Below are 24,868 nucleotides of genomic sequence, written 5' to 3' on the forward strand. Positions count from 1 at the left end.
AAATACAGACCTGTGGAGACCGCCAAGGATAACAGGGTTTCAGTAGGGTTGATCGTGCCTCTATGATGGCACGCCAGGGGCATACCAATAAGCTGACTCGTTGCAAGACCGACTCTATATTCGGCAACGTTGTGTGGACCGGTTCGGGCTTAATTTTACTCCGCAAAACGTTGGGCCAGTCGGGCCCCATTCAGCCTTTATTCATTCCTTACAGCACGCTTATAGCTAAAAACGATGGACTTTTGAATAAGATTAAAATTTTATTGCTTGACACAAACAAGTCATTGAAGTGGAATCATTCCAATAACAATAAAACTCGTTTTTCAGACAGTTCGTCACTGCGATCGTTTTTCCCGAAGAAAAATATCGATGTGCAAGAGGAGCTTGATTTTGAAAACAGCGCGAAGAAGTAGCATCAGATTTTGCCAGCCGTTTTTTTTAAGCGGTTGACCGCCTGGGACTATCTGACTGGGATAATCTTATCCGATGCATCGATGTTGGTGTGACGAAGCATTTTTCGCTGATTATCCGAAATAATACCGTTGAATAGATTGCAAACTTGGACAACAGTCCATCGAGCGTATCGCGAGTTTTTCTGGTTTCCTGCTATGAAGCGAGCGGTGCATCAAGATGACGACCAAATCAATAATCAATAAAACGTAAAAAAAAGGACCTGCAAATGAACCTATCGAAGAAGCTGTTAGCAACTGCGACGACGAGTGCCCTGTTGACATTGTCAGCCGGATTGGCCTTTGGTCAGGAGCAAGACACCGAAGTGCTCGAAAACGACAAGTCCAATGGATTGAGGCTTGAAGAAGTGGTTGTTAGTGCGACCTACCGTGACACCAGCCTGATGGACACGGCCGGCGCGATTTCCGCGCTGACCGAGGACTTCATGAGAAATCAGGGCGCCGAGGATATGGCCGACTTGTTCCAATTGGTTCCCGGTCTGAACATGGCTACGGAAGCGGGCGGTAACAACCGCTTTGTGGTCCGCGGTATCAGCTCGCAGACCGGTGAATCCCAGCTTTCGATTACGGCTTCCGCGATTGGTGTCTACCTCGATAACGTGCCGGTGTCTTCGGCCGTGGGCCCCGCGGTTCAGATGAGCAGCACGATTTTTGACGTGCAGCGGGTCGAGGTTCTGAAAGGTCCCCAGGGTACGTTGTTTGGTGAGGGGTCCCAGGGCGGCACGATTCGTTACCTGTTCAACAAAGCCGATCCGACTGCTTTTGATGCCTCGTTAACCGTGGGTGGTCAGATGATTGACGAGTCTGATGACTACGGGCACCGCATCGACGGTATGGTGAACTTCCCGATCACTGAGAACTTCGCGATTCGGGCGATGGGTTTTGACACGTCTCGCCCGGGCTGGATCGATAATGTCTCGCCGGAAGAGGAAGATTTCAACGACAGCGAAAGCCGCGGCGGCCGGCTCTCCTTTAACTGGCAGGCGTCAGACCGCTTCGCCCTGGAGGGGTCGTATTACGACACCAAGCAAACGGTCAACGGTGCGAGTCGATCAGATTTCGGAACCCCGTATGTCCAAACCAGCGGGCGAACCCCCGGTCGTCCGCCAAAATCCACCGATGATTTCGAGCTATACAACCTGGTTGCAAATGTTGATCTTGGCTTCGCGACATTGACGGCATCGACCGCCTACAGCGAGCGTGAGATGCTATTTTTCCATGAGTACAACGGGTTTTTGACGACATTGATCGACTTCGTTTGGTTCCTGAACGAACAGGACGCTGGCTGGCCGGGGAATAATCCGTTTATAGATCCCAACCTCAATTCGATAACCAACCGCAACCGGCTGATCTCCGAGCAGCAGGTTCACGAGCTGCGTCTGGTATCGAATGATGAGGGCTCGCTGCGTTGGACGGCGGGTGTCTTCTACAAGGATTCTGATGATCTCTACGATTTCGATCTCGAGGTGTCGGGACTTCCGGGTAAGGAGTTCGTTGAGCCCATAGCGGTAGACATCCTGACGCCGGAGGATCCCGATGCGCTAAACGGCCTCGACAACATGAAGCAGTGGGCGGTCTACGGTGAAGTCAGTTACGACTTCAATCCCCAGTGGACCTTGACTGTCGGTGGGCGCTATGCCGATCTGCAACAGGAATTGGGCAACCAGCCTGAATTGGGGGCCGAAGACAATCCCTTTACGCCAAAGGTGGAACTGTCCTGGCGACCGAATGATGACCTGTTGCTCTATGCGACGTATGCAGAGGGCTTCCGGCAGGGAAATACCAACCGTCTGTTCGGTGCAACGGCAGAGCAGGACCTGATTAACGACATCGCCAATAAACAGGCTCAGGAAGGCATCAGCGAAGAAGAAAGAGCCGCGGACCTGGCCGATCTTAACGGTCGACTCGATGTCACACGCAGCGAACGAGCGTTCGACGGCGACACGCTCAAGAACTATGAGCTGGGTCTGAAGACCACGCTATTTGATGGTCGCGCAGAACTCCGAACAGCGGCGTATTACATCGAATGGACGGATTTGATTCAGAGTTTCAGGATCCCCGCTTGATCAGGCAGTTCCCCAACGACAGCTACAACAAAAACCTGGGCGATGCCGAAGTCATCGGTGCTGAATTTGAATTCAGCATGTCGCTGACGGAAGGGCTATTCTGGCGCTTCGGTGGTGACGTCAAGGACACTGAAGTTCAGGAAGGTGCATTGGCGGGTAACCAGCTGGTGTTTGCGCCTGAGTACAGCATCAACACGGGGCTGGATTACACCTTCGGTCTGACCGATGGCATGGATATGACGCTTCATGGCGATGTGTCCTGGGTAGGTGAGCAGTACGCCAATGGTGCCAACGACGACAATCGTCTGATCCCGGCTTACCATATGGCCAATGCCCGAGTCGTCCTCAATAGCACCTCCGAGACGTCATGGAACGCGGCACTCTGGGTTCGAAATCTGACTAACGAAGCGAATCTGACCAATATCTCGCACCTGAGACAGGATTACTTCTACAGCCCACCGCGCTCGATAGGCGTTGAATTTGGCTGGCAGTACTAGTCGTCTGACAGGCACCTCGATCTCTTGATCGAGGTGCCCTTTTCTTTTTTTGACTGTTCGGTTTTGCTCAAGGCAATACCTCGAACAGTTCGGAGACACGCATGCAAGATAAGTTTTCTAAGCTGATTTCGGCGTCCTTACTGATGGCACTGTCAACAGTACTACCCGTTAGCGCCGATCAGGGCGAGGCGGCAGCCGCTGAACCCCATCCGGGCGAAGCGCTCTACAATGAAAATTGCGCGGCCTGCCACGACAAGCCGTTTTACAAAGCACCCAGTCGTTTCTTTATATCGCAGTTGACCACCAGTAGCCTGGTGCGGGTGATGGGTGAAGGCGTGATGCAGAGTCAGGCGTCCGCGTTGGATGCGGATCAGCGACTCGCCGTCGCCGAGTATTTGACGGGTAAATCCCTGGCTGATGAGCCGGAGATGATTGTACCTCCGGTTTGCGATGCGGAGCACCAATTTGATGCCAGTCAGCCTCCCGTCTCTGTGGGCTGGGGTGTGGATTTACACAACACCCGTTTCCAGACCGCCGCCGCTGGTGGGCTTACCGCGGATAACGTCGATGAGCTCGAGGTCAAGTGGGTATTTGCCTATCCGGGCGCCATGCAGGCCCGCTCCGAGCCTGTGTTTGGTGGTGGTGCAGTCTACGTCGGTAGCCAGGATGGAACGGTTTGGGCGCTCGATGCGGAGACCGGTTGCATGCGTTGGAAATTCAGCGCCACGGCGGAGGTTCGCACCGGTGTGGTGATCACTCAGTGGTCCGCCGATGATGACGACGTTGACCCCATGATTTACTTCGGTGACACCATCGCCAATACCTATGCGCTTCGGGCGAAGACCGGCGAGCTGGTCTGGAAGATCAAGGGTGATGGCCACCGCGATGCAACGTCTACCGGAACGCCGACGCTGCACGATGGAACATTGTTTATACCAGTCTCGTCCCTCGAGGTAGTATCGGCGGCTAATCCAACCTATAAGTGCTGCTCTTTCCGGGGTGCTGTGCTTGCCGTGGATGCAAAAACGGGTGAGGAGGTTTGGAAGTCGTACACGGTAGATGAGACGCCGGCCCCAGTGGGAAAAAACGCTATTGGCGTCGATATCCTGGCGCCCTCCGGCGCTCCGGTATGGAACAGCCCTACAGTCGATGCCACGCGTGGTCTGGTCTACGTCGGTACTGGCCAGAGCTACACGTCTCCGGCGGACGGCAATTCGGATGCCATAATGGCGTTTGATATGAAAACCGGCGAGAAGCGTTGGGTGAGCCAGCAGTTGGCCCATGATGCGTGGAATGTTGCCTGTTACCGCAGTTTCGGTGGCGGGGCTATTCCTAACGTCAACTGTCCCGAGGAGGACGGCCCTGATTTTGATTTCGGTGCAGGAACCGCGCTGGTTACGCTGGAGTCGGGCAAGCAGGTGGTCGTCGGTGGTCAGAAATCCGGTGACGCTGTCGGTGTCGACCCTGATACGGGTGAAACCTTGTGGAAGACCCGTGTTGGCCGCGGTGGCACCCAGGGTGGCGTTCACTTTGGTATGGCGGCGGATGGCGGAACGTTGTATGTGCCGATTAACGATAAGCCGTTCCCTGACGATCATCGCTACGAGTATTCCAAGATGGATCCCAACCCCGGCGTCTTTGCCCTTAATGCGGCCAATGGTGAGTACCTGTGGTCTTCACCGGCCCCCGATGATGTCTGCGGTGATCTGCCTTTTTGTGATCCCGGCGTATCCCAGGCGATTACCGCTATACCCGGCGCTGTGATTGTGGGCTATATGGATGGCCGCGTGCGCATCCACGCCAAGGACTCCGGGGAGGTGATTTGGGAGCGAAACATGCTCGGTGAGTACGAGTCGGTGTCCGGTGAAACCGCCACGGGCGGTGCTTTTAGCGGTGGTGGGGTGCTGGTTGCGAATAACCAGCTCTATATCAACGCAGGCTACGGCTACAACTTCCATATTCCGGGAAATGCACTGGTGGTGATGGGGCTGCGCGACACGCCGGATTCTGATTAGTACCTCCCAGCCGGGCCGGCTTGGGTCGCTTCGCTTCGGCGTTGCCCTTTTTTAATAATGAGGAGAAAAATGATGGGTAAGAAGATTCTGGCTTCCGCGTGTTTAAGCCTTGCGGCAACTATCGGCATGACGTCCATGGTGTCTGCTGATGGTCATGAGGCGACGGCAAAAGACCTGTTGGAGATTGAAAATCTCGCGTATTGCTATGCACTGGGCGCCGATGCGATCGGTAACGGTAAGGTAGAATCGGATCCGTTGGCGGCAGGGCTTGCGATCTATGAAGAGTGTTTTGCTGAGGATGCGACCTTCGGCATATGGCCTGCGGGTATGCCTTTTAATTCATTGAGCTTCCCCGACCGAACCGGTGACATGCCGCCGGCGATTGTGATTGAGGGTCGCGAGGCGTTTGCAGGAATGGTGAATGGCTCGTTCAGCGGTGCCGGCGGTGGTGATGGTTACGACTTTGTTCAGCACAATATGACCAATGTCCAGATTGAGGCGGATGCCGAAAAAGGCCAACTCAATGCTTATCTGGCGTCAGTGCATGTGATTCACGGTGAGCCGGGCTCACCCATGCGTTGTCGTCAGCAGGCGAACGGCACTTACTCCATGAAGGTCAAAAAGATGGACGGAGTGTGGAAGGTGACCAGCCTGGATCTTGCACAGATCGCATTCGATACGATTATCGAGAACGGAAAGGGTTGCTGAACTCGTGCTATCCCGCGCCCCCCGGGTGCGGGACGGATCTACCAAGAGTGGACATACCGTTAAAAAATTTGGAAGGAAAATCAACCATGAAAAAAATCCTCTACCCTCTGGCGCTCGCGTTATCCGTGAACGCCTTCGCCGATAATCACGAAGAGGCACCCGAGCCTGAAGAAATGACACTTCCGGACTTCAGTGCCATGGTGCAGATGCTTCCTGAGGATGATATTGGTCTGCTGGGGCGTTTTCACTTTGCCACCGGCACCACCGATTTTGACGCGGCCCGCGAGTTCTATCGAAAGCTGGGTTACGGCACCAGTCAGGGGGGATTCCCGCTGACCAATACCCATCAGATGGCACAGGCATTGGGTATGGACGTCTGCCAGTACGAGTTGGTCAAGGGTGAGGTGCTGATGCTGGACGACAGCCTCAATAGCTCTGCCGCTATCGATCTGTTGCAGTGGAAAATTCCGTTTGATGATGCGCCACCCTATGAACTGCCGAATCATATTGGTATGGCTTACGCCGCATTTCTGACGACAGACCTGGCCGCCGATATGGCGTACCTGAAGTCTGAAGGTGTTGAGTTTCTCTCTGATGAGCCTTACGGCATTCCCGGCGATCGCTTCGCCTTTTTCCGTGATCCTGAAGGGATTCTTTATAAGCTGATGGAGACCGCGCCACCCCATGGTGATCCTGAAGAAGACATGCACATTGTTGCGATGCCACACCTCGGTATAAACGTCAGCGACTTTGATACATCGCTCGCCTATTACAAGCGCCTCGGTTACACCAACGTAAAGCCACTGCCCGAAACGGGCACGCTTGAGGAAGCTCGGGCCTATGGGCTTGACCAGCCATTTAAGATCAAGGGTGCCGATATTTCATTGGGTCGTGGCGACAATAACGTGATTCGACTGGTGCAGTGGATTGAGCCCTTTAATCCTGAGCCCGCTTATCCGCCGCCGATCAACCGCATTGGTATCGATCGAATTGCCTTGCCCGTAGCGCATCTCGATCGCGCTGTGAAGATATTGAAAGACGAGGGCCTGGAGTTTCTCTCCGAGGTTGCGCCTTGTTGCTCAGGCACCGGTGAAGATGAATTTGGGATAGTCCACCTGATCGATCCGGATGGCGTATTCCTGGAATTGATTGGCACGATTGATAAGCGCAAGTCAGAGCCGCAGCCCGCGCACTGTCCACCGCTTGAGATCAAGATGCCCGCCTCCTAAACCACGAAAGGCTGCGCACTTCTGTTGAGCAATAAGAAAAGCCTCAGATCATCCTGGGGCTTTTTTTTACAGCTGGCCTATTTCGGGATCGGGCGAGGTTGCCAGCGGCGTCGGCTGTAGGGTCCCCGCACAAGGCTGCTCCTGCCCTGGCAATTGCCTTAGCCATTGGAGCGGGCGAGCTTAAGTGCTTAAGCGTATGGGCCGGCGTGTTATCGGCACCGTTAGATGCCAAATACGACAGCGATAGGGTTTTAACGCCCGCTTGATATCACACATGATGAGGTCTTGCTTGATGCCGCCGAGAATCCAGATGATCCGTAGGGTAGACGAATGATGAAGTGGATAGCAGTTGCCGTTGTGATCGCGCTGGTGACCGTGGGCGCCTTCTTTGGTATCGGGCCGGTGAAGGGGCTTTTGGGTGGCTCCGCACCCATGGCCGGTGGCTACGTCCCGCCGCCGGTATTGGTCTCAACGACGAACGTGGGTCGGGAACAGTGGGCGATGGAACTTGAGTCGGTAGGACGTTTCACCGCCGTTCAGGGGGTTAACGTCAGTGCCGAATCTGGTGGGATCGTCGATGAGATCCTGTTCGCAGCTGGCGAGGATGTGACGGAAGGGGTAGTTCTACTGCGACTTAACGACAGCGTTGAGCAAGCCAATCTACGTAGTCAGGAGGCGCAGCTCCGTCTGGCGAAGATCAGTTTCGAGCGCGAGAAGCAGTTGCTGGAAAAGAATTCGATTTCCAAAACACGATATGACCAGAGCGAGGCAGAGTACGAAGATGCCGTAGCACGGGTTGAGCGAACTCGGGCACTCATTGAGCAAAAGCAGGTCCGTGCGCCATTCTCCGGACGAGTCGGTATTCGCGAGGTCAGTATCGGCCAGTACATCGACCCCGGTGAACCGCTGGTTACTCTTCAGGCGCTGGAGACGCTGTACGTTGACTTCACATTGCCTGAGCGTTTCTTTCCGTTACTGGAGGTGGGACAAAAGGTACTTTGTGAGGTGGATGCATTCCCCAATGGATCGATCACTGCCAGCATCACCGGATTGGATGCCAAGAGTAGCCAGCAAACCCATACGGTTCGGGTACGGGCGACCGTCGAGGGCACGCACGCGAAACTATTGCCTGACATGTTTGCCAACGTCACGGTGATTGCCGGCGAACCAGAGGAGACCACGGTCGTACCGCAAACGGCGATTAGTTACAGCCTTTACGGTAATTCGGTGTTTGTCGTGAACGAAGATCCCGAATCTGGCGGCCTCGTCGTCGAACGACGCTATGTCAAACTGTCTGAAGCAGAGCGCAATGACTACGTCGCGGTACTAGAGGGACTCGAAGTGGGCGAGCAAATTGTGGTCGAGGGGCAGATCAAACTGCGCTCCGGGGCAGCAGTCATTGTCAATGATGCGCCGGAACAATAAATGAACTTCACTGACCTGTTTATACGCCGCCCGGTACTCTCCATTGTCGTGAGTATGGCGCTGGTGATCATCGGGCTCCGGAGTTTTCAGGAACTCACGCTGCGTGAGTATCCCGAAATCAAGTATCCGACCGTAGCGATCACCACGGTATACCCCGGTGCCAGTGGCGACGTGATTCAGGGTAATGTTACGGCACCACTGCTGGCTGAAATCGCGAAGGCAGAGGGAATTGATTACCTCGAATCAACCAGTAATGACAGTATCTCCACGATTACTGCGCATCTTTATCCGGACCACAGTATTGATTCTGCACTACTTGAGATCAGCTCCAAAGTGGACAGGATGCGGGCAGAGCTTCCGCTGGGAACCGAGGACCCGGTTGTCGAAAAAGGATCGGCTTTTCTCGATAGCGTGCTTTATATGGCTTTCAATGGCGATAGCCTGACCGAGTCAGAAATCACCGAATACGTCAGGCGTGTGGTCATTCCCCAGTTCAGTACCTTGCCCGGAGTCAGTTCTGCGACCCTTGCGGGGAATCGTGAATTTACTATGCGTATCTGGCTTGACGCCGATCGTATGGCGGCTTTCGATATCACGGCCGGTCAGGTCAGTCGCGCCATCCGCGAGAATAACTTCCCGGGGATCGCGGGTCGCATTAAGGGCGCCTTCCGCCAATTCAATGTCACACCAGAGACTAATCTTGAGACCGTAGAAGAATTCCAGTCGTTAATCGTCAAAACCGATAATAACGGTATTGTCCGGCTGAAGGATGTCGCAACGGTAGAGATGGGCCCGGCACAGAGCGACTCCCTGATGATGGAGGGGGGCAAGCCTGCGGTGCTGGTGCGTATCGGAGCGAGTCTGGGTGCCAATCCGCTCGATGTGGTTGATCGTGCTTACGAGCAGCTCGAGTCGATTGAGGAGCAACTGCCGGAGGGGATGTCGGTCAAAATTACATTTGATCCGACCAAGTCGATTCGCAGCTCAATCAATGAAGTGATCAAGACCATTATCGAAGCGAGCTTGATTGTGATCGTGGTGGTGTTCCTGTTTCTCGGATCACCGCGCGCGGTATCGATTCCACTGGTCACCATACCGCTGTCTTTGATCGGTGTGTGCATCGGCATTTTCGCGCTCGGGTTTACCCTGAATCTACTCACGCTGCTGGCGATGGTGCTTGCGATTGGCCTCGTGGTCGATGACGCCATCGTCGTGGTCGAGAATATCCAGCGCCATATCGAACAGGGGCAGGAGCCAATGGAGGCGGCAATAGAGGGTGCGCGGGAGATCGCATTCCCTGTGGTTGCGATGACCTTGACCCTTGCGGCGGTATACGCACCGATTGGTCTCATTGGAGGATTGAGTGGCGCGCTTTTTTCGGAGTTCGCGTTTGCGCTGGCGGGGGCGGTGGTTATCTCGGGGATTGTCGCGCTGACCTTGTCACCGATGATGTGCTCCAAAATTCTTGTAGCCGGCTCCTCAGAACGCGGTCTCGCTGCCTGGCTCGATAAAAACTTTGACTGGCTGCAGCAGCGCTATCGCAGCGTGTTGAAAGTAACGCTCAATGCCAAAGCATCGATACTGGTCTTTGTCGGTCTTGTCTTCGTGGCTTTATATTTTCTTTACACCGCCATCCCTGAGGAGCTTGCTCCCACGGAGGATCAGAATGTCTTGATTTCAGTGGGATCAGGGCCACCGAACAGTACGATTGACGAAACCATGCAAAACTTGCCCAAGCTCGAGGCGCAGCTGGAGCAGCTACCCGAGTATGACAGCAGTTTCGTTTTCGCCGGCTTTCAAAGCCCGAATACATTGGTGTCGTTTGTAATGCTGAGTAATTCAGAGGAACGCGAGCGGGGTATCCAGGAAGTCCTACAGGCGGTGATGATGGGAACCAGCCAGATCCCGGGTATGCGCTTCAGTGCATTTCCATTTTCGTCTTTCCCCGGGGCAGCACCGGATCTCCCGATTAAATTTGTACTCTCCAGCACCGGCTCCCATGAACTGGTGAATCAGATCGCCGAACAGATGGTGGGCGGCGTCATGACCAGCGGTGCCTTTGTCTATGCAGACAGTTCACTCAAATATGAAATGCCCCGCGTTCGTCTGGAGATTGACCGTGATAAGGCCTCCCAACTCGGCATCTCGATGGCGGCCATTACAGAAGTACTGGCGGCGTTTTTGAGCGAGAGCGATTCGGGTACCTTCACGATCAACAATGACAGCTACGACATCATCCTTCAGGTCGGATCAAAGCAGCGAGATGCCGTCAGGGATATGCTGGATTATCACGTCAGCACGGCGTCCAACATGACAGTGCCCTTGTCGACTGTGGTGAATTTACGCGAAGAGGTGGTTCCCAATGCATTGACCCAATACCAACAACTCAACTCTACAACCATCAGCGCCTTGATGGCCCCAGGCGTTACGATTGGCGACGGCATCGCCATCTTCGAAGACCTTGCAGCGAAGACACTGCCTTCGGGCTTTGACTACGCGTTTTTGGGTAAGTCCAAGCAGTTCATCGAGGAAGGCAACAAAATGATGTTCACGTTTATGTTTTCCTTTCTCATCATCTATCTTGTGCTTGCCGCGCAATTCGAAAGCTTTACCGATCCCATGATTGTTCTGATCAGTGTTCCCCTGTCGATTTGTGGCGGTTTGGTACCGCTAGCGATGGGCTACGGAACTATCAATATTTATACCCAGGTGGGACTGCTGACGCTCATCGGGTTGATCAGTAAGCACGGCATTCTTATCGTCGATTTCGCGAACAAGCTGCGTGAAAGCAAGCAGCTGTCTATCCCCGATGCGGTCGAGGAGGCCGCCGCGGTTCGCCTGCGCCCGATTCTCATGACGACCGCGGCGATGGTGTTTGGCGTACTTCCCTTGTTGCTCGCGACGGGGTCTGGATCGGAGGCACGCTTCAGTATTGGCGTTGTGATCTTCTTTGGTATGTCTGTGGGTACGTTATTCACGCTCTTCGTTGTGCCGACGGTTTATACGCTGCTCGCACGGAGAAATCGTTCGGGTAGCGTGTAGCCCTGCCCTTGACCGCGTTGCCCCCTTGGTCTTTGCGCCAACGCTTTTTGGGCTCTGGGAATCCAGATCGGTACTATCCAGGCTTTAGACCAAAGTGCGCCGGTCTAAGGTGCACGGTTAAGTGCTGCCCGGCGCACAGAAGGCCGCATGGTTCCGATGTGGGTGACCGTTCCTTCTAGAGACGCGCTTTGTATCACGCGCGACTCAAAGGATTGGGATCAACGCCGCGGCTCGGGCTGGATCGTCTTGAGTTTGATAGCATGGGCCCATCGCTCTGGCATCAGCCACAAGGCTCTGAAAAACGTCTTAGCGAATTTCCCGGAGAGGTAGCGGTGTCGCGGCGAGCGGGCGATGAGCGCATGCTCCAGATCTTTGACGGTCACTGCCGGGTCATCGGCAATACGCTCGAGATTGGGTGTGTTGACCGCAATATACTCGTTCAGCCAGTCGGCGGGATAGGCCTGCTGCCAACTGCCATTGGGGTCCTCGCGTTGTTGCGCCTCCCAGGTCGGTCGGTGTGACTCAAAAAACTGCATAACCAGTGGCGTTTTCATGGTCGATGGATTCACCACGCTTACCGAGACATCCCAAAACGATAATTCCATACGCAATGCATCCGCATAGCCCTCCAGCGCGAATTTTGCCGCGTCATAGGGTGCGTTGCCGGGCAGACTGACAATACCGTCAACGCTTGAAATCATAACGATACGGCCTTTTGCTTTCTTGATGGCGGGGATGATTGCCTTGTTGAGCGCAACAATTGCCATGAAATTCACATCGAGGGTGCGCTGATAGTTGGCAAGCGGCTGGTACTCCACAAAACCCGGTAGCGCGATGCCCGCACTGTGGACGATCCCCCACAGTTCTTCGCCGGCATGCTGATGAATGAAATCTATCGCCCATTGCTGGCCGGCAGGATTGCCCAGATCACAGGCGAGGGCCGCTTTTGCACCTGAATCCAGCGCGGCGGCTGCGCCTTCTTCGGTGTAGGTCAGCGCAACCACGTTAGCGCCTCGCCCAATGAGTCGCTGCATGACGCCCTCCCCAAAACCCGAATCACACCCTGTGACGACAATGGTCTTGTCGGCGACATCCAACTCTGCCTTTTCGCGAAAGGCGCGCCACACGCGACTTGCGAGCGCCAGAACAATAATGATCCAAACAAATGCGCCGGTGAAAAGCAGGACTGATGTCATAGTTTTCTCTCTATTATTAAATTTTTGGCGTCGGAGTACTCGTGATCATTATCTCAGTACACGCGTGAAAGTCACGTGGTGGAGTAATGAAAGCGTCCGATATGGGCTGCTGGATCGGTAACTGAGCGTGGGTACTCACCGCCCTCGTAGCGGACGCCGCCGGTGCGGCTTAGGGCATTCTTGGGTATTGAAGATTGGTGCCCAGGAGAGGACTTGAACCTCCACGCCCTTGCGAGCACTAGCACCTGAAGCTAGCGTGTCTACCAATTTCACCACCTGGGCAGGGGGAGAACTCTGAAAAACAGAGGCTGCGAAGACTAGCGGCGGGCAATGGGGTTGTCAACGGTTACACAATCCGATCAGGGGACTTCTGGTACACCCTGCAACACCCATTAACGGCTTCCCCCCCCCCCACGCCTTCAATGTCGCCGCTCGCTTTTAACCGTTGATCTGGAGTCGTCAAAAGTTACATGCAAACGCGCGGCTTTTCACATAAGCTGAAGGTATCGGCCTGCTTACGGCCGAGCCACCTCAAGGCGGCGCCCCTCCTCGCGAGTTATCCGCAGCGTTTTGTAGCCACGCCCTGCGGAGCCCGTGCTGAGGTCAAAGCCGCTTTAATCGCGCCTGTCGCGCGCCCTCTTAGTCACCCTGGAAGTTACTTTGCCCAAAGATCACGACAAAAACACCGAAACCCTGAAGAACGAGACCCCGAAGAAAAAGTCCCGGGGTAAAAAGCAATCCGGGGTCGTTGACCCCCATGCTGAGCGCGAAGCTGCGCGTTACGACAACCCCATTCCGAGTCGGGAAGTGATTCTCGGTTTACTGGACGCGGCGGAGGGCCCTATGGGCTTTGAGCAGCTGACCGCGGCGCTGCAGCTTGAAGACGAGGACGCACGTATTGCGTTACAGCGTCGCCTCGGGGCGATGCAGCGCGATGGCCAGTTGATGGCAAATCGCCGTGGCAAGTTTGGTCTGGCCACTCGAATGAATCTGCAGACCTGTCGAGTGATAGGGCATCGCGACGGCTATGGATTTGCCAAGCCCGAGGAGGGTGGCGATGACCTGTTTCTCAACAACCGTCAAATGCAGCGCGTATTTGATGGTGACAAGGTACTCGCTGCGATTATCGGTCAGGATCGACGGGGCAGACCGGAGGGCCAGATTGTCGAAGTGCTTGAACGCGCCCACGCTGAAATTGTGGGGCGGTATGTCGAAGAGGGTGGTATCGGCTATGTCGTGCCCCACCACAACCGAATCACCGCTCATTTACTGATTCCGCCCAAGCGTAAAAAGAAGGCCAAGCCCGGACAGGTCGTCACGGCGACCATCACCGACTATCCCACCGCGATTCTCGGGGCCAAGGGCGAAATTACCGAGATTCTCGGCGATCACCTCGACCCGGGTCTTGAAATCGATATCGCGATCCGCTCGCACGGCATCCCGTATGAATGGCCCGACGAGGTGCTCGCGGAAGCGGCATCGCTTCGGGATGAGCCAACGCCAAAAGATAAAGAGGGCCGGGTCGATTTGCGCCAGAAGGCCTTTGTTACCATCGATGGTGAAGACGCGAAAGATTTTGACGACGCCGTCTACTGTGAGCGCGAGGGTCAGGGATTCAGGCTGTGGGTGGCGATTGCCGATGTATCCCATTACGTGGCGGTGGGGTCGGCCATGGATGAGGAGGCGGCCGAGCGCGGCAACTCGGTTTACTTCCCGGAGCGGGTAGTCCCCATGTTCCCCGAGGTACTCTCCAACGGGCTTTGTTCGTTAAAACCGAAAGTCGATCGACTGGCCATGGTCTGCGAGATGTCGATTGGGGCGGATGGCCAGCTGCTGGATAGCGTCTTTTATGAGAGTGTTATCCATTCCCATGCCCGGTTGACCTACACCGAGGTGGGAACTGTGCTCGCCGAGGGCACTCACCCCGATGTGAAGCAGGCGTACATTCCTGACTTGATGCGATTGCATGATCTTTACAAGATCCTGCGGGCGGCGCGCGATCGCCGTGGTGCGATAGATTTTGAGACGACCGAGACCCGAATCGTCTTTAACGACGAGCGTAAGATAGAGGCGATCGTGCCGGTAACACGTAATGACGCTCACAAACTGATTGAAGAGTGCATGCTGATTGCTAATGTGGCGACCGCCCGGTTTCTGGATGACAGCGGTATTCCCGCGCTGTTTCGGGTGCACGAGGGGCCGAGTGCCCAGCGCCTCGAGAACCTGCGCGCTTTTCTCGGTGAGCTGGCGCTGGATCTTCCCGGTGGGGAAACCCCCACGCCAGAGGACTATCAAAAGGTGCTCGCTCTCACCGGTGATCGCGAGGATGGCCATATCATCCAGACCATGATGCTGCGGTCGCTCAGCCAGGCGGCTTATCAGCCCGACAACGGCGGTCACTTCGGTCTTCATTACGATGCTTACGCCCACTTTACATCGCCGATTCGCCGCTATCCGGATTTGCTGGTTCACCGCCTGATACGCCACCTGATTCGCTCGGACATACCGTTGCAGCAGGTCAGGCGACTGCCCGGAGTGTCGGCCCTGAAAAAGTCCAGTATCTACCCCTACACGGCCGCCGATATGTCGGCACTGGGGGAGCAGTGTTCAGCCAGCGAGCGTCGAGCCGACGAAGCCACCCGTGAAGTTGAGGCCTGGCTGAAGTGCGAGTTTCTCCGGGATAAGGTGGGTGAGGTATTCAGTGGCGTTGTCGCAGCGGTGACCAACTTCGGCATTTTCGTTGAGCTGGCCGATTTGTATATCGAAGGCCTGGTGCATATCAGTGCATTGCCGGGAGATTATTACCAGTTCGACACGGTCAAGCACCGGTTGATCGGTGAGCGAACCCGTCGTGTCTATCAGCTCGGAACACCGGTGGTGGTTCAGGTGGCGCGTGTTGATCTCGACGATCGAAAAATCGATCTTGAATTCCCGGACAGCGACGGGGTGTCCTCTGAAGGCGAGAAGCCTGCCGCCAAGAAAGGCAAGCCCAAAGGGCGGAGCCGACGCGGCGCTGGCAAGCCGGGAAAGAAAGGGGAAGGCCAGAAAAAAGCGGAGGGACAGAAGAAGACTCAGCCTGCAGCTAAAAAAGCCACCAAAAAATCGCCCGCCAAGGGCAGGCGCGGTACCCGCAAGCGGTCCTGAAGACCTATGAGTGAGCGTATTTTTGGCCTGCACGCCGTTGAGAGCGCGCTAAAGCACCGCCCCGAGGCGCTACTGCGGGTCATGCTGCAGAAGGGCCGCGACGACAAACGTATGCGGGAGCTCGAAACCCTGGCCCGAAATCAGGGGGTAACCATCGAGCGCCGCCCGCGAACGGAACTCGACCGTTTGGTCGACGGGCGTCATCAGGGGGTGGTGGCTGAGATCGAGCAGGGTGCCGATGGCCCACCGTTGGATGAGGCGGGCCTAATGCAACGAGTTGCGGAGACATCGACGCCACTGTTGTTGGTGCTGGACGGAGTGACCGACCCCCATAATCTTGGGGCTTGTTTGCGCAGTGCAGACGCCGCCGGTGTGACGGCAGTCATTGTGCCCAAAAACAACAGTGCCGATCTGACGCCCGCCGTCCGCAAAGTAGCCTGCGGGGCTGCCGAAGCGGTGCCTTTTGTGCGTGTGACCAATCTGGTGCGGACACTTGCGGCGCTTCAGGCTGAGGGGGTTTGGGTGGTCGGTACCACCGGTGATGCCGAGCAGTCGCTATACGCCCAGGACTTCGCGGGGCCAATCGCTCTGGTCATGGGCGCGGAAGGGCAGGGGATGCGCCGATTGACCCAGGAGCAGTGTGATTTTTTGGTGTATCTGCCCATGGCGGGCGAGGTTTCAAGTCTTAACGTCTCTGTGGCGACCGGTGTCTGCCTTTTTGAAGCGGTTCGTCAGCGCTCTGTCGGCACGTCGGCAGTAGATTAGGCGCAACAAATGAGCATTGCATTACGTCTGACCCCTAGGTAGACTCCGCGCCTCAGAAAATCAGAAGAGCCGCCGAGCGGTTCATTCTCCTTGTCGCACCGCCACCCGTGGTCGGGCGACACTAACCCACGAGGAGTACGTCAATGCGACACTACGAAGTCGTGTTCATGGTCCATCCAGACCAATCCGAACAAGTTCCTGGCATGATCGAGCGCTATACCAACGTCATCACCAAAGACGGTGGCACGGTGCACCGGCTCGAGGACTGGGGACGCCGTCAGCTTTCCTACCACATCAATAAAGTGCACAAAGCGCACTACGTCTTAATGAACGTTGAAGCGTCCAATGAGGCCATGGAAGAGCTGACTACCACCTTCCGTTTCAATGACGCCGTCATTCGCAATCTGGTTATTCGTCGTGATGAGCCGGTGGCTGAAGAGTCACTGATCATGAAAGCGGAAAAAGAAGATCGTGAGCGCAAGAGCCGCTATCAGGAGCGTCAGGCCACCGAAAAGCGCGAATCCCGCGACGATGCCCAGTCAGACGACAGTGGCGAAGAAACAGCCACAGAAGCCAGCGAGGAATAGCCATGTCACGCTTTTTTAGACGACGTAAGTTCTGCCGATTCACCGCTGAGGGCGTCAAGGAGATCGATTACAAGGATCTTGAGACCCTCAAGCAGTACGTGACTGAAACCGGCAAGATTGTTCCCAGCCGAATCACCGGTACCAAAGCCAAGTACCAGCGTCAGCTGGCTACTGCAGTCAAGCGCGCACGCTATCTCGCGTTGTTGCCGTATTCGGATTCGCACAGCTGAGTTAACCCGGTGCGTGGCCTCGCCGAATTTATTATGCGCGGCCGTTGGCAGGCGCTGGCCATCGCGGTACTCGGAGCGGGTAGCGTGTTGTTCGGCTGGATCAGCGCTGCTGCAGTGGCGCTGGTGACACTGCGAAAGGGCGTTCGACCCGGGATCTGGTTGATGTTTTGGGCACTGCTACCTGCGGCAGTGGCAACCTACGTCACGGGTGATGCGGGGAATGTGCTGCTGCTGACGGGTACGTTTGCGCTGGCACTGCTGCTTCGCATCAGTGTGAGTTTGGCACTGGCTGTATTGGCCAGTGTGGTCGTCGGTTTATTAACCGGTGGCAGTTTACTGCTGTTCAGCGCCGATTTTCTGGCGCAGATCGCAGCGGTGTTTGCTGAGTTACTGCAGCAGGTCGAGGCCGGCCTGCAGCAGCCTGGAGCGGCGCCGGTCAACCTGCGTGCGCCAACGGTGGCGCAGCTGGTCGGAATTTTCGCGGCAGGTAACGCGATGATGTCGGTGCTCAGTTTGTTGCTGGCCCGGTATTGGCAGTCGGCTCTTTACAACCCGGGAGGGTTTGGGACCGAGTTTCGGACGCTGCGGCTGCCAATGGCGGCGGCATTGGGTTTGGCCGCGATGGCTGTGGCGCTGTGGTCTCTGGGCCCAGACTACGCAGGGTGGGCGGTTCTTGCGGCGGTGCCGTTGACGTTTTGGGGCTTTGCGCTGGTGCATGCCAATGCTCATGCCAAGGGTCGGGGTAAGGCCTGGCTGATTTTGTTTTACATGCTGTGGTTGCTTATTGACCCGGCGAAGATGGTGTTGTTGGCGGTCGTTGTTGCTGACACGTTTATAGATTTCAGAGCCCGATGGCAGATGCCACCGGGCGGGGGAAGCGCCTAGGGGCAATCCCTTTCAGTTTGTTGTTGATAATCGGGCGTGCCCGAAAAAGGAAAGAGAGCGATGGAAGTCATTCTGCTGGAAAATGTAGGTAGCCTGGGTTCACTGGGTGATCAGGTGGATGTGAAGCCAGGTTATGGGCGTAATTTTTTGATCCCGCAGGGCAAAGCTGTCCCGGCGACCAAGGACAATGTGGCCAAGTTCGAGGCGCGACGCGCAGAGCTGGAAGCGGCGGCTGCGGAGGCCCTCGCTGAAGCGCAAAAGCGTGCCGATGTTATCGCCAAAATTGAGCGTATTGAGATTGCTGCGACTGCCGGTGAAGAAGGCAAGCTGTTTGGTTCGGTAGGAACCCGCGATATCGCCGAGGCGGTCACAGCGGCGGGCTGCGAAATCGACAAGTCCGAAGTCAAGTTGCCCGAAGGTGTGATCCGTGATCTGGGCGAGTATGAAATCATGATCCAGTTCCACGGCGACATTGCCGCCAACATCGCCGTCGCGGTAGTGCCCGAGTAAGACATACCTGTTGTCTGAACTCAGCGTCTGGCATAAGGGCCATGGCGCGCTTCTCGCCGCGGGGGCTTCAGTCCCGGCGCAAATACCGCTAGTCTGGGCATCTTCCAGGTAATCACGGATTACAGCCGGTTATGAGCGATCCAGGGGCTTCGATAGAGTTTTCGCGTGGGCAGGACGCCGATGTTGCTCGTCTGCGCATGCAGCCCCATTCGCTGGAGGCCGAGCGATCGGTTATCGGCAGTCTCCTGTTGTCGGCCGAAGGCTGGGATTCCATCGCTGAGATGGTGACCGCCAGCGATTTTTACCGACCCGAACATCGCGCTATATTTCGTCAAATCGCCCAGCTTATCGATCGCTCAGAGCCTGTCGACGTCGTGACCGTCGCCGATCGGCTGATGGCCACGGGTGAGTTGGAGGCCGCAGGCGGCCACCAGTACCTCACTGAATTGGCAGAACAGACGCCGACGGTTGCCAATATCCGTGCCTACGCCGCGGCCGTGCACCAGCGAGCAGTGCTGAGGAAGCTGATTGGCGCGGCGCAGGATATCGCGGCCACCGGATACCATCCCGAAGGGCGAAGCGCCGAAGAACTGGTTGATGAGGCCGAGCGGCGCATCATGCAAATTTCCGAGGAAGGGCCCAAAATGGGTGGCCCCCGCGGCATGAAACCGCTTTTGGAAGGAGCACTCGAGCGGATCGAAGATCTTTTCAACTCCGGTGGTGACATTACAGGGCTGACCACCGGTTTCATTGATCTCAATCGCATGACCTCGGGTTTGCAGGACAGCGACCTCGTCATCGTCGCCGGTCGTCCTTCGATGGGCAAGACCAGCTTTGCCATGAATCTGATCGAGAACGCGGTGGATCACACCGAGAAGCCACTGGCGGTCTTCTCGATGGAGATGCCTGCGGAACAACTGGTGATCCGTATGCTCTCCTCGGTGGGCAAAATCAACCAGACCCGTGTCCGCACCGGGAAGCTGGAGCAGGAGGACTGGCCCAAGTTGTCGGCTGCCATGAACCGACTGAAGGACGCCAATGTTCATATCGACGATACCCCGGCCCTGACCCCGACAGAACTCAGGTCGCGTGCGCGAAGGATCGCCCGGGAGCATGGTGATCTGGGTATGATCATGGTGGATTACCTGCAGCTGATGCGGGTGGCCGGTGCCGCCGAGGGACGCACCGCGGAGATCTCTGAAATTTCACGCAGCCTGAAGGCAATTGCCAAGGAGTTTCGCTGTCCCGTCGTGGCCCTTTCGCAATTGAATCGCTCGCTGGAGCAACGGCCCAACAAGCGGCCTGTGAATTCTGATCTTCGGGAATCCGGAGCGATTGAACAGGACGCCGATGTGATCATGTTCATCTACCGCGATGAGGTGTACCACGAGGATTCGCCGGATCGGGGGGTAGCGGAAATTATCATCGGCAAACAGCGGAACGGACCTATCGGTACCTGCAAGCTGGCGTTTCAGGGTGAATTCACCCGGTTCGATAACCTGGCGCGCTCGGATTACAGCGATTATTAGTGCTTCGCGGCACTTACCGTTCGAGATTCAATGGGCCCCAGGCCGGCTATAACCCCGTCTCCCGCCGGAGTTTATCCAGTGCTTCTTTGCGCTCCTCAACCGTCATCGATGAGGTGCTGTCGGGACCCGTGATGGCCGCTCGGTCGGGCACGGTGAGTATCTCTCCCTGCAGCGCTTTCAGCACGTAGCGCTCATAGTGCTTGCGGAATACGGGCCAGGTTGTGCGCTCCGGGTTGTTGCCAAGGAAAAACCAATCGCTGTCACGCCCGGCAAGGTAAACCGCGGGGTGGCTCCACGGGTAATCCGCTTTGGGTGAGGCGGCGGTGCAGGCTTCGAAATAGGCTTCCCGGGGAGAGGGTAGCCCCGCGTCTGACAGTCCCTGAATACAGGCTTCGAACATGCGGTTAAGTGTCGGCAAGTAGTCGCAGCTCTCTATCGCATGCTTGGCGCCTCTGAGAATCATTGACGGTGGGTGATCAGCGAGGGCCTCTAGCCAGAGCCGCTTGATCTGCTTGAGCTGCTCGGCGTCGGGGAAGGCCGCGTAAAACTGGTTGTGATAGTTCAGTCGGAAGAGTGCAAAGACCTGATTGATCGCATCAACAAGTTCCCGCCGATTGTCGGTATCTGCCGGTTCTGATTCAGTTGGCCCAGGTGGTGTCTTCGAGGTCTTCGGCGATACTCCGGTCTTTGGTGCGACCGCCCGGGCCACCTTGCCGATGGGCTTGCTGTCCGCCATGGTCGTTTCCCCTCTGTTGTGACCAGCGCCACTGATGCTTTACATGCTGCAGGAATTTGCTGTTCCAGGATGTATGCAATTCATTGCTGTCGCGCCAGTAGAGTGCAAATTCCGGGACGAGGGCGACCGCGAATTCCCGATCTACCCCCGCCATTCTCAAGATGTCATATACGTTTTCGTCCGGTTGCCATTGCTCGGGCATCGGCCGTGGTTCGGTACTGTGGTGCAGGCTTGCGCTGAATCGCGCCCATCGCTGGCGCACGTAGCCGATAAATTTACTGTTGACCTCTTTGGGCGGGCCGCCGCGCTCACGCCAGTAAAGGATGAATTCAGCCCGTAGTGAGTCGATAAACTCCGGGTCGATATCGGCACGGCTCATGATTTCCATGGCGTCAGCACTGGGCTGCCAGTCGCGGTCAAAGGCGGGGGGCTCCTTGATCTGGAACGCGCTGTGGTGGGGTTGTTGCTCTCGCCAGGCGCTGAGGACATGCTGTCTGAACCGATTGTCCGTCGTATGATCACCGGCACCCGGGTCAAAACTGCGAGCCAGGCGCTGTGAGAAGTCCCGATCGATACCGTGGTTGATTGACAGCAGGTCAAGCAGTGCGTTGCTCGGTGTCCAGCGAACGCCTTCATGGGTAGTCGTTGGCGGTGTAGGCGGGCTGGAAGGGGCGTGTCCGGCACCACCATCGCTTGCGGCGGGGGTGATACTGATGCGAACACTGTTTCCATCATCGCCGGCAAGCAGGGTAATAATGCCCAGGTCCGCAAGGCGTTGCAGCAGTCTGCGAATCTGGCCGGCACTCCAAAACGGATACTCCCGAACCAGTGCCGAGAGTACCAGCGCATGCCAGCGTCCGCCTTCTCGAGGCAAGCGGTTACCCAGCGCCTGCAACAGAACGGCCTCTTCGAGGCCAATCGTCGCGGCCAGATCGGGCGAAAAAGTCGCTTGTCGGTCAGGAATGACTGAACTGGTACTCATTGTTTGCCTATCGCGGTTGCTCGGTCTGCTAGCATACCGGCCTTGTCCGCTGCATTGTAGAGACTTCGCACCGGGCTCGCTAAAAAACGGGGAGATTCCATGGCCAAGGCCAAAACAGCGTTCGTTTGTAACGATTGTGGCGCTGACTACAGCAAGTGGCAGGGGCAGTGTCAGGAATGTCGCGCCTGGAATACCCTGGCCGAGATTCGGATTGGCGCTGCTACCTCCTCCAGCCAGCGCAAGGCGACGACGGCGCGCGGAGGATTTGCTGGATCGACCGCCGCGGTGCAGCGTCTGCAGGATATTGATCTGGTTGCGTTGCCACGGTTCTCCAGTGGATTCGACGAGCTTGATCGCGTGCTCGGCGGGGGCCTGGTACCGGGGTCGGCGATTTTGATTGGTGGTCATCCGGGAGCCGGTAAAAGCACACTGTTACTGCAGACCTTGTGTCACCTGGCGCGAAGCCGCTCCGCCCTGTACGTCACCGGCGAAGAGTCGCCGCAGCAGATCGCGATGCGCGCCGTGCGTTTGGGGTTGCCGGCCGAGTCGCTGCAGTTGATGGCCGAGACCGATATCGACGCGATAATGGGGGCCGCCGAGCAGCACAAGCCCGAATTGCTGGTGGTTGATTCGATACAGGTGGTCCACAGTGCAGAGGTCACCTCGGCCCCGGGAAGTGTGTCGCAGGTTCGCGAATGCGCTGCAATGCTGACTCGTTTGGCCAAGCAAACCGGCACGGTACTGATACTGGTCGGCCACGTGACCAAGGAAGGCAGTCTGGCAGGTCCCAAGGTACTTGAGCATATGATTGATTGTTCAATCATGCTCGAAGGAGAACAGGACTCCCGGTTTCGCATTCTGCGGGGACACAAAAATCGTTTTGGTGCCGTGAATGAACTGGGCATATTTGCCATGACGGATACCGGCCTGCGCGAGGTCAAAAATCCCTCGGCTATTTTCCTCGACCGCTCAGAGGAGGCTGCACCCGGTACCACGGTCATGGTGGTCTGGGAGGGAACCCGGCCGCTGCTGGTCGAGATTCAGGCCCTGGTCGATGACAGCTCTCTGGGTAATCCTCGTCGCGTCGCGGTGGGGTTTGAACAGAATCGATTGGCCATGCTGCTTGCGGTGCTGCATCGTCACGGTGGCATTCAGGTGGGTGACCAGGATGTTTTTGCGAATGTGGTCGGTGGGGTGCGCGTGCTCGAGACCAGTGCAGATCTGGCATTACTGATCGCCATTGTTTCCAGTCTCAGGAATCGAGTGCTGTCGAGGGATCTGGTGGTCTTTGGTGAGGTGGGCCTGTCGGGTGAAATCCGGCCGGTACCGAGCGGGCAAGAACGATTGGCGGAAGCAGCCAAACACGGCTTCAAACGCGCTATCGTACCCCGCGCCAATGCGCCAAAGAATGCGGTCGCCGGTATCGAGGTCGTTCCGGTAACCCGGCTCGATGAGGCGCTGGCTGCTGTGCTCGACTGAGCCCCATTTATCAACGGAGTAAATCATGGCGGAAAAATTAACCCTGGAATCGTTTATGTCCGATCTCATCCGTCGGAATCCCGGGGAGACTGAATTTCACCAGGCGGTGGAGGAGGTGGCCGAAGTGGTTATTCCTTTTGCCCAGGCCAATCCTGAATACCTTGAATCCTCGGTAATCACCCGCCTGACAGAGCCTGACAGGGCGGTTATCTTTCGCGTGACCTGGGAGGATGATCGCGGTGAAGTCCACGTTAATCGCGGTTATCGCGTTCAATTCAATAACGCGATCGGACCCTATAAGGGCGGATTGCGCTTCCACCCCTCGGTCAATTTGAGCATTCTCAAGTTTCTTGGCTTCGAGCAGGTTCTGAAGAACAGTCTGACCACGCTGCCGCTGGGTGCTGCCAAGGGTGGCGCTGATTTTGATCCCAAGGGCAAGTCTGACCGGGAGGTCATGCGCTTCTGCCAGGCGTTTATGACCGAGCTGTCTCATCATATCGGTCCCAATCGTGACATTCCCGCCGGGGACATCGGTGTGGGCACCCGTGAGATCAGTTATCTGTTTGGTCAATACAAGCGTATGTCACAGGAGTTTGCCGGTGTATTGACGGGTAAGGAGCTCTCCTTTGGCGGCAGCCTCATACGCACCGAGGCCACCGGATATGGATGCGCCTACTTCATGCAGGAGATGCTGGAGCATCGCGGTGACTCGGTTGAGGGGAAAACCTGCGTCATTTCGGGCAGTGGCAATGTCGCATTGTACTGCGCTGAGAAGCTCATTTCGCTGGGTGCCCACGTGATTACCCTGTCGGATTCCTCGGGCTTCATACACGACTCGGACGGTATCGATGCCCACAAACTGGCGTGGCTCAAGGATCTGAAATTCCGACGCCGGGGACGCATTGAAGCCTACTGTGAGGAATTCCCGGATGCCCATTTTTATCCCGATTCCCCGCCCTGGACGGTGACCTGCGATCTGGCCTTTCCCTGCGCCACGCAAAACGAGCTCAGTGAGGATGATGCCGAGTGCCTTTTGCAGAATGGTTGCATCGGGGTCGCCGAAGGCGCCAACATGCCCAGCACCAAAGGTGCGATCCGACTGTTTCGCGAGGCTAAAATCAGTTACGGACCGGGTAAGGCGGCCAACGCCGGGGGCGTTGCAGTATCAGGTTTTGAGATGTCCCAGAACAGCATGCGAATGGCGTGGACTCGAGAAGACCTCGAGGACCGACTGCGCAAGACCATGTGCAAGGTCCACAGCGAGTGTGTCGAGTACGGGCAGGAAAAAGATCACGTCGACTACGTCAAAGGCGCCAATATTGGCGGCTTCATCAAGGTCGCCGACGCCATGCTCGATTTTGGTGTGGTCTGAC

The 24,868-nt window shown here is 56.5% G+C and carries 20 protein-coding genes and 1 tRNA gene; 17 read left to right on the top strand and 4 right to left on the bottom strand.

What is annotated here, in order from left to right; genetic code table 11:
* Nucleotides 1–62 precede the first annotated feature (62 nt).
* From NOR51B_RS07610 to NOR51B_RS07645, 8 genes are all read left to right on the top strand, one after another.
* A complete protein-coding gene (locus tag NOR51B_RS07610) occupies nt 63–413 on the top strand; it encodes a hypothetical protein (protein ID WP_040481920.1) in 351 nt (116 codons plus the stop codon).
* A 266-nt stretch (nt 414–679) separates the two neighbouring features.
* Nucleotides 680–2,536: a TonB-dependent receptor gene (locus NOR51B_RS07615; RefSeq protein WP_009021537.1), complete on the top strand. Its 1,857-nt coding sequence runs from the start codon at nt 680–682 to the stop codon at nt 2,534–2,536.
* Complete coding sequence (locus tag NOR51B_RS15780) at nt 2,533–3,033, top strand: TonB-dependent receptor domain-containing protein (protein WP_040481921.1); 501 nt, start codon at nt 2,533–2,535, stop codon at nt 3,031–3,033. Before NOR51B_RS07615 ends, NOR51B_RS15780 begins: the two co-directional genes overlap by 4 nt.
* 101 nt (nt 3,034–3,134) lie before the next feature.
* Nucleotides 3,135–5,048, top strand: a complete 1,914-nt coding sequence (locus NOR51B_RS07625; protein ID WP_040481922.1) for an outer membrane protein assembly factor BamB family protein — start codon at nt 3,135–3,137, stop codon at nt 5,046–5,048.
* Nucleotides 5,049–5,120: 72 nt separating this feature from the next.
* Nucleotides 5,121–5,756 carry a nuclear transport factor 2 family protein gene (locus NOR51B_RS07630; protein WP_195891484.1) on the top strand — a complete coding sequence of 212 codons (636 nt, stop codon included), beginning with the start codon at nt 5,121–5,123 and terminating at the stop codon, nt 5,754–5,756.
* A gap of 86 nt (nt 5,757–5,842) precedes the next feature.
* Entirely contained in the window at nt 5,843–6,985 is a 1,143-nt protein-coding gene (locus NOR51B_RS07635; RefSeq protein WP_040481923.1) for a VOC family protein, read from the top strand.
* Nucleotides 6,986–7,315: 330 nt separating this feature from the next.
* A complete protein-coding gene (locus NOR51B_RS07640; protein ID WP_040481924.1) occupies nt 7,316–8,410 on the top strand; it encodes an efflux RND transporter periplasmic adaptor subunit in 1,095 nt (364 codons plus the stop codon).
* The gene (locus tag NOR51B_RS07645) at nt 8,411–11,452 is read left to right on the top strand and encodes an efflux RND transporter permease subunit (RefSeq protein ID WP_009019164.1); all 3,042 of its coding nucleotides are present in this window, start codon (nt 8,411–8,413) and stop codon (nt 11,450–11,452) included.
* Nucleotides 11,453–11,670: 218 nt separating this feature from the next.
* Here the strand turns inward: NOR51B_RS07645 and NOR51B_RS07650 are convergent, their stop codons facing one another.
* Entirely contained in the window at nt 11,671–12,648 is a 978-nt protein-coding gene (locus tag NOR51B_RS07650) for an SDR family NAD(P)-dependent oxidoreductase (RefSeq protein ID WP_009019150.1), read from the bottom strand.
* A 195-nt stretch (nt 12,649–12,843) separates the two neighbouring features.
* Nucleotides 12,844–12,930: transfer RNA gene (locus NOR51B_RS07655), tRNA-Leu, on the bottom strand.
* Between the two features lie 378 nt (nt 12,931–13,308).
* Here NOR51B_RS07655 and rnr point away from each other — a divergent pair.
* From rnr to dnaB, 7 genes are all read left to right on the top strand, one after another.
* Nucleotides 13,309–15,792: a ribonuclease R gene (gene rnr, locus NOR51B_RS07660; RefSeq protein WP_009019333.1), complete on the top strand. Its 2,484-nt coding sequence runs from the start codon at nt 13,309–13,311 to the stop codon at nt 15,790–15,792.
* 6 nt (nt 15,793–15,798) lie between these two features.
* Nucleotides 15,799–16,557, top strand: a complete 759-nt coding sequence (rlmB, locus tag NOR51B_RS07665; RefSeq protein WP_009020416.1) for a 23S rRNA (guanosine(2251)-2'-O)-methyltransferase RlmB — start codon at nt 15,799–15,801, stop codon at nt 16,555–16,557.
* Between the two features lie 143 nt (nt 16,558–16,700).
* Nucleotides 16,701–17,144: a 30S ribosomal protein S6 gene (gene rpsF / locus NOR51B_RS07670; protein ID WP_040481925.1), complete on the top strand. Its 444-nt coding sequence runs from the start codon at nt 16,701–16,703 to the stop codon at nt 17,142–17,144.
* Nucleotides 17,145–17,146: 2 nt separating this feature from the next.
* Complete coding sequence (rpsR, locus tag NOR51B_RS07675; RefSeq protein WP_009020607.1) at nt 17,147–17,374, top strand: 30S ribosomal protein S18; 228 nt, start codon at nt 17,147–17,149, stop codon at nt 17,372–17,374.
* Between the two features lie 33 nt (nt 17,375–17,407).
* Complete coding sequence (locus NOR51B_RS07680) at nt 17,408–18,259, top strand: hypothetical protein (RefSeq protein ID WP_230198427.1); 852 nt, start codon at nt 17,408–17,410, stop codon at nt 18,257–18,259.
* A gap of 60 nt (nt 18,260–18,319) precedes the next feature.
* Entirely contained in the window at nt 18,320–18,769 is a 450-nt protein-coding gene (gene rplI, locus NOR51B_RS07685; protein ID WP_009020775.1) for a 50S ribosomal protein L9, read from the top strand.
* Between the two features lie 131 nt (nt 18,770–18,900).
* Complete coding sequence (gene dnaB / locus NOR51B_RS07690; protein WP_009019300.1) at nt 18,901–20,298, top strand: replicative DNA helicase; 1,398 nt, start codon at nt 18,901–18,903, stop codon at nt 20,296–20,298.
* A gap of 46 nt (nt 20,299–20,344) precedes the next feature.
* Here the strand turns inward: dnaB and NOR51B_RS07695 are convergent, their stop codons facing one another.
* Both NOR51B_RS07695 and NOR51B_RS07700 read right to left on the bottom strand, forming a co-directional pair.
* The gene (locus tag NOR51B_RS07695; RefSeq protein WP_040481926.1) at nt 20,345–21,034 is read right to left on the bottom strand and encodes a replication protein P; all 690 of its coding nucleotides are present in this window, start codon (nt 21,032–21,034) and stop codon (nt 20,345–20,347) included.
* Nucleotides 20,937–22,016, bottom strand: a complete 1,080-nt coding sequence (locus NOR51B_RS07700; RefSeq protein WP_009019771.1) for a DnaT-like ssDNA-binding domain-containing protein — start codon at nt 22,014–22,016, stop codon at nt 20,937–20,939. Before NOR51B_RS07700 ends, NOR51B_RS07695 begins: the two co-directional genes overlap by 98 nt.
* Nucleotides 22,017–22,115: 99 nt before the next feature.
* On the opposite strand from NOR51B_RS07700, the gene radA reads away from it, so the two are divergent.
* Both radA and gdhA read left to right on the top strand, forming a co-directional pair.
* Complete coding sequence (gene radA / locus NOR51B_RS07705) at nt 22,116–23,495, top strand: DNA repair protein RadA (RefSeq protein ID WP_009019033.1); 1,380 nt, start codon at nt 22,116–22,118, stop codon at nt 23,493–23,495.
* 25 nt (nt 23,496–23,520) lie between these two features.
* Nucleotides 23,521–24,867 carry an NADP-specific glutamate dehydrogenase gene (gdhA, locus tag NOR51B_RS07710; protein WP_009020195.1) on the top strand — a complete coding sequence of 449 codons (1,347 nt, stop codon included), beginning with the start codon at nt 23,521–23,523 and terminating at the stop codon, nt 24,865–24,867.
* Nucleotide 24,868 lies beyond the last annotated feature (1 nt).

Source organism: Luminiphilus syltensis NOR5-1B (genome assembly GCF_000158175.1).
GTDB classification, from domain to species: Bacteria; Pseudomonadota; Gammaproteobacteria; order Pseudomonadales; family Halieaceae; genus Luminiphilus; species Luminiphilus syltensis.